General features: G+C 33.9%; 5 protein-coding genes and 1 pseudogene. All 6 read left to right on the top strand.

Annotated elements, in window-relative coordinates:
- Positions 1-180 (top strand): DUF1292 domain-containing protein (locus tag HU235_RS23805; RefSeq protein ID WP_174881807.1); only part of this gene is annotated, 180 nt, incomplete at its 5' end.
- A 280-nt stretch (positions 181-460) separates the two neighbouring features.
- Complete coding sequence (gene mltG, locus HU235_RS23800; protein ID WP_174881806.1) at positions 461-1,588, top strand: endolytic transglycosylase MltG; 1,128 nt, start codon at positions 461-463, stop codon at positions 1,586-1,588.
- A gap of 329 nt (positions 1,589-1,917) precedes the next feature.
- Positions 1,918-2,562, top strand: coding sequence for an O-methyltransferase (locus HU235_RS23795; protein WP_095303403.1), 645 nt, complete (start codon positions 1,918-1,920; stop codon positions 2,560-2,562).
- Between the two features lie 26 nt (positions 2,563-2,588).
- The gene (locus HU235_RS23790) at positions 2,589-3,518 is read left to right on the top strand and encodes a peptidase U32 family protein (RefSeq protein WP_174881805.1); all 930 of its coding nucleotides are present in this window, start codon (positions 2,589-2,591) and stop codon (positions 3,516-3,518) included.
- Positions 3,519-3,548: 30 nt separating this feature from the next.
- A complete protein-coding gene (locus HU235_RS23785; protein ID WP_095303406.1) occupies positions 3,549-4,817 on the top strand; it encodes a peptidase U32 family protein in 1,269 nt (422 codons plus the stop codon).
- Positions 4,818-4,821: 4 nt separating this feature from the next.
- Positions 4,822-5,019, top strand: a pseudogene (locus HU235_RS23780) (uridine kinase); the annotation flags it as partial.

Raw genomic sequence — 5,019 nt, 5'->3', positions numbered from 1 at the left:
GTCTTATATTATCCAGTTGGTGCGGATGAGGATGATAGCGAAGAAATTGAGATTCATGCATCAAGCTTTAATCCACATAAAGATGGAGAAGATGGAGATCTAGAACCGATTGAAACAGAAGAGGAATGGGATTTAATTGAAGAAATGTTAAATACTTTCCTTGATGAAGAAGAGGAATAATAATGAAAAAAATAGTCGGCCTTATGGTCGACTATTTTTTTGTATAGTTAGAGAATTGATGGAAAAGTATCAATACTATTTCCTGAATTTAATTCATATGTATGGATGGGAAAATCACTGGATAAAGCTTCCATGTTGCGTGTTGTGTTAAGATTCTCAACGATATACATTTCAGAACCATCTTTAGTATTTAAGATGAACCTGTTATACCCTTTTTGAAAATATTGCCGAAACGGAGAGAACATTGTAGTATAATAGTTGGAATGAGAGGAGGATATGAATGTCTGAGAAAGATTCAAAAAAAGATTCATTTCATAGCAAGTTACTTGAAAAACAAAATGAAGCAAAAGTTGTACGGAAAATTGTTTTATCTGTATTTATTATATTAATTATTGTTTTTTCAGGAATTATTGGTGGAGGGTATCTCTACATAAAATCTGCTTTAGAACCTGTTGACCATGGTAATCAAAAAGCAGTAAAGGTAACCATTCCAATTGGTTCTTCAGTATCAACGATTTCTAACATTCTGGAAAAAAACGATATTATTAAAGATGCTCGTGTATTTAAGTATTATATTAAATTTAAAAATGCAGCTGATTTTCAAGCAGGTGAATATACATTCAATAAATCGATGACATTTAATGAAATCATTGAGAACTTGCAACAAGGAGTGTTAATGGAAGAGGCAGCATTCCAAGTTACAATTCCTGAGGGAAGGCAAATCGAGGAAATTGCTTCAATCATCTCGAAAAACGCACCATACAGTGAAGCAGAAATTTTAGCAACTTTAACAGATAAATCATTTATTCAAAAAATGAAAGAGAAATATCCAGAATTATTAACGGATGATATATTTGCAAAAGATATAAAATATCCGCTTGAAGGCTATCTATATCCTGCGACATATCCTTATTATAAAGATAAACCAACCATTGAAGAAATCATCGAACCAATGATTAAAAAAATGAGTGAGGTAGTAGGGAATTATTTGCCGCAACTAGAGGAAAAAAATGTAAGTGTCCACTGGTTTTTAACAATGGCTTCTTTAATTGAAGAGGAAGCTACTGAGAAGGCTGACAGAGAAAAGATTTCAAGTGTCTTCTATAATAGACTAGAAAAGAAAATGCCACTGCAAACAGATCCAACCGTTTTATATGCACTTGGTCAGCACAAGGATCGTGTTCTATATAAAGACCTTGAAGTTGATTCACCATATAATACTTATCAAAACGAAGGTCTTCCTCCTGGTCCAATTGCAAATGCGGGTGAAATATCATTTAATGCTGCATTGTCACCTGAAAAAACAGATTATTTATATTTCCTAGCGACTAAGGAAGGGGAAGTCATTTTCACTAAAACACTTGAGGAACATAATATTGAAAAAAATAAACATATTATAGAGCAATAGACTTTTGAAGGGAAGGTGAATTAATTATTCGCATTCCCTTTCTTCTTGTGGTAAAATATATCGAGTTGTTATAAGCAATGAACGGATTATATGCTTTTACTTGAAGAGTTCTCAATTTATGGGACTCTTATTTTTCGGTGATAAAAGTGCGACTTTACAGGTTATTAGTGGCAGTTTTCCTATCATGATCTTCACTTTTTATAGATCTTATTTGATGAGTAGCTAGACATTTATAGTGATAACGTCAAGTAATTAATTGTTTTTGGTGTGGATTATATCGTTTGAGCAGAGAATAGCAGCATTAAAGGAATAAAAGCAGGAGGGCAACTATGTTAAATGAAGAAGTTATAACATATATAGAGAACTTACTACCTGAGCGTCCAATTTATGTACAACAAATGGAAGAATTCGCCAAGCAAAATGATGTACCAATTATGGAGAAAACAGGAATAGAGGTGTTACTACTTCTTCTCTCATTACAACAGCCAAAAAAAATTCTAGAAATCGGTACAGCAATCGGATATTCTGCTATACGGATGGCCCTAAAGTTACCAGAAGCTGAAATATTTACAATTGAGCTAGATGAAGAACGATTTCAACAGGCGAACCGAAATATTAAAGAAATGGGCCTTGAAAAGAGAATACACACAATGCATGGCGATGCCCTAGAATTATCAGAGAATGTTCAAACATTCGCTCCGTTTGATGCAGTGTTTATTGATGCTACTAAGGCAAAATATACTAAGTTTTTCTCGCTTTATGAGCCGATGCTTTCTAAAGCAGGAATCATTTATACAGACAATGTCTTATTTAAGGGGACGGTTGCGCGTGACCGTTCTGAATTAAAAACGAGACGTCAAAGGACGTTAGTTAGAAAACTAAATGAGTTTAATCATTCACTATTTGAACTTAATAATTATGAGACAACGATTATTCCTGTTGGTGATGGAATAGCTGTAACGAGACGAAAATGATTAGCATGAAATAAGAGGTGGTAGTGATGAAGAAACCTGAATTATTAGTTACACCGAAATCAGTTGAAGATATTCCTACTTTAATTGAAGCTGGAGCTGATGCATTTATTATCGGTGAACAGAGATTTGGCCTAAGACTAGCAGGTGAATTTACAAAAGAAGATATAAAACAAGCAATTGAGATTGCTCATAAGCATGGTAAAAAAATATATGTTGCAATGAATGCAATTTTTCACAATGAAATGGTTCCAATGCTTGGAGATTATCTTAATTATCTTTCTGATGTTAAAGTTGATGCAGTCGTTTTTGGTGATCCGGCTGTGCTAATGGTTGCAAGAGAGGTTGCACCACAATTAAAACTGCACTGGAATACTGAAACAACTGCAACTAATTGGTATACATGTAACTACTGGGGGCGAAAAGGTGCAAAAAGAGCAGTTTTAGCTCGTGAGTTAAGCATGGATGCAATTATTGAAATGAAAGAAAATGCTGATGTTGAAATAGAGGTACAAGTCCATGGGATGACATGTATGTTTCAATCAAAACGTACACTGCTTGGAAACTATTTTGAATACCAAGGTAAGGCACTCAAAATTGAAAATAGAAGCCAAAATGAAAATATGTTTTTATTTGATCCAGAGAGAAATAATAAATACCCAATTTTTGAAGATGTAAATGGGACACATATTATGAGTCCAAACGATATGTGTATTATTGATGAGCTTGGCGAAATGATCGATGCAGGCATAGATTCGTTTAAGATAGATGGAATTCTGCAAACCTCCGATTATATTCTTGAAGTGACGAAAAAATATCGAAAAGCGATCGACTTATGTATAGAAAATAATGCGGAGTATGAAGAGATTAAAGAAAATCTTATAGAAGAAATAGAAGCTCTTCAAGCTAAAAACCGTCCATTAGATACAGGTTTCTTCTTTAAAGAAACGGTCTATTAAGACTTAATCGATTGAAAAGGAGTGAATAAAATGACGGTTGTAAAAGATAATATTTCTGAAATCATAAATGGAAAACGAATCATTACAAAAAAACCGGAATTACTAGCTCCTGCTGGTAATTTAGAAAAATTGAAAATAGCTGTTCATTATGGAGCGGATGCTGTTTTTATTGGCGGTCAAGAATACGGACTTCGCTCAAATGCCGATAATTTTTCCATTGAAGAGATAGCGGAAGGCGTTCAATTTGCAAAAAAGTATGGTGCTCATATTTATGTAACAACAAACATTTATGCTCACAATGAGAATATTGATGGGCTAGATGAATATTTAATTGCTCTTGAAGGTGCAGGTGTAACAGGTATTATAGTTGCTGACCCACTTATTATCGAAACATGTAGACGGGTTGCCCCAAAGCTTGAAGTCCATTTAAGTACACAACAATCTCTTTCTAACTGGAAGGCTGTTCAATTTTGGAAAGAGGAAGGTCTTGAACGAGTTGTTTTAGCACGGGAAACAAGTGCGGAAGAAATTAAAGAAATGAAAGAAAAGGTAGATATTGAAATTGAAACCTTTATACATGGTGCAATGTGTATTGCTTATTCTGGTCGCTGTACATTAAGTAACCATATGACTGCACGTGATTCAAATCGCGGTGGCTGCTGTCAATCGTGCCGCTGGGATTATGATTTATACAAAATGAACAATAATCATGAAGTAGCTCTTTATGATGAAAATGATGCACCATTTGCGATGAGTCCGAAAGATTTAAATTTAATTGAATCTATTCCGAAAATGATTGAGTTAGGAATTGATAGTTTAAAAATTGAAGGTAGAATGAAATCTATCCATTATATTGCAACAGTTGTTAGTGTATATCGTAAAGTTATTGATGCTTATTGTGCTGATCCTGATAATTTTAAAATTGATCCAGAATGGTTAAGAGAATTAGATAAATGTGCAAATCGTGAAACAGCATCTGCCTTTTTTGAAGGGGTTCCAGGATATAAACAACAAATGTTTGGAAATCATAGTAAAAAAACTGCATTTGATTTTGTTGGACTTGTACTTGATTATGACGAGAAGACAAATATCGTTACATTGCAGCAACGCAATTTCTTTAAACCTGGTGACAAAGTTGAATTTTTCGGACCGGAAATTGAGAATTTTACAACTGTAATTGAGACAATTTGGGATGAAAAGGGAAATGAGCTTGATGCAGCTCGCCATCCATTGCAAATTGTTAAATTTAAAGTTAAAAATCAAGTTTTTAAACATAATATGATGCGAAAGGGGCTTTAAAGAAATGAATAGGAAGCCCGTTGTAATCGGCGTTGCTGGTGGGTCAGGCTCAGGAAAGACTAGTGTAACTAAATCGATATATGAACATTTTAAGGGACATTCAATCCTAATGCTAGAGCAGGATTTTTATTATAAGGATCAAAGTGATTTACCGTTTGAGGAAAGATTGAATACAAATTATGATCATCCATTAGCTTTTGAT

This window comes from Metabacillus niabensis (assembly GCF_902829255.1).
GTDB lineage: Bacteria > Bacillota > Bacilli > Bacillales > Bacillaceae > Metabacillus > Metabacillus niabensis.
The sequence above is the reverse complement of the archived record's forward strand: the minus strand, read 5'-3'. Positions and strand labels throughout refer to the sequence as shown.

Coding starts and splice junctions, on each gene's coding strand:
- HU235_RS23790 (WP_174881805.1), top strand. CDS start 2,589: ATGAAGAAACCTGAATTATTAGTTACACCGAAATCAGTTGAAGATATT.
- mltG (WP_174881806.1), top strand. CDS start 461: ATGTCTGAGAAAGATTCAAAAAAAGATTCATTTCATAGCAAGTTACTT.
- HU235_RS23795 (WP_095303403.1), top strand. CDS start 1,918: ATGTTAAATGAAGAAGTTATAACATATATAGAGAACTTACTACCTGAG.
- HU235_RS23785 (WP_095303406.1), top strand. CDS start 3,549: ATGACGGTTGTAAAAGATAATATTTCTGAAATCATAAATGGAAAACGA.